This window comes from Gluconobacter sp. P1D12_c (assembly GCF_018812105.1).
In the GTDB taxonomy this organism is placed as follows: Bacteria; Pseudomonadota; Alphaproteobacteria; order Acetobacterales; family Acetobacteraceae; genus Gluconobacter; species Gluconobacter oxydans_A.
The window spans coordinates 1-398 of record NZ_JACSIQ010000668.1 but is presented as its reverse complement, the minus strand read 5'-3'; the positions used below and the strand labels follow the sequence as shown (position 1 = coordinate 398).

General features: G+C 56.5%; 1 protein-coding gene. It reads right to left on the bottom strand.

The window, feature by feature from the left end:
- Window positions 1-276 (bottom strand): plasmid recombination protein (locus KP705_RS18660; protein WP_215765389.1); only part of this gene is annotated, 276 nt, incomplete at its 3' end.
- Window positions 277-398 lie beyond the last annotated feature (122 nt).

The window sequence follows — 398 nt, the reverse complement described above, 5'->3', positions numbered from 1 at the left end:
GTAGTAGGTTTTCAGCTTGGTGTGGGTGGCCTTGCTTCCTTCGATGCCGCGTTCCAGTCCGACAGGGCGTCCCACAACTCGCGCAAAGTCGGTCTGCATCTCGTTCAGGGCCTTGGCACCACCGAGGAACCGGCGGCAATTCAGGCGGCCTGTATCGGGGTCTTTTGGCACCACGTAGGCCGACAGGTGCGGCGTTTTTTCGTCCCGGAGAATGATGGCAGCGATCACGATGACCTTGCCGTGCCGCTCCTGAATACAGCGCAACGCCGCGTTCAAATAGGGGGCACGACACGAAAGTGTACTTTACGTACGCTTAGAGTGAGCCCAACAAGAACGTTGAGGCTGTTCTGCGGAGAGTTCGATAGACAGTTGGCCGAGAAATAGAAAACAGTTCTGAA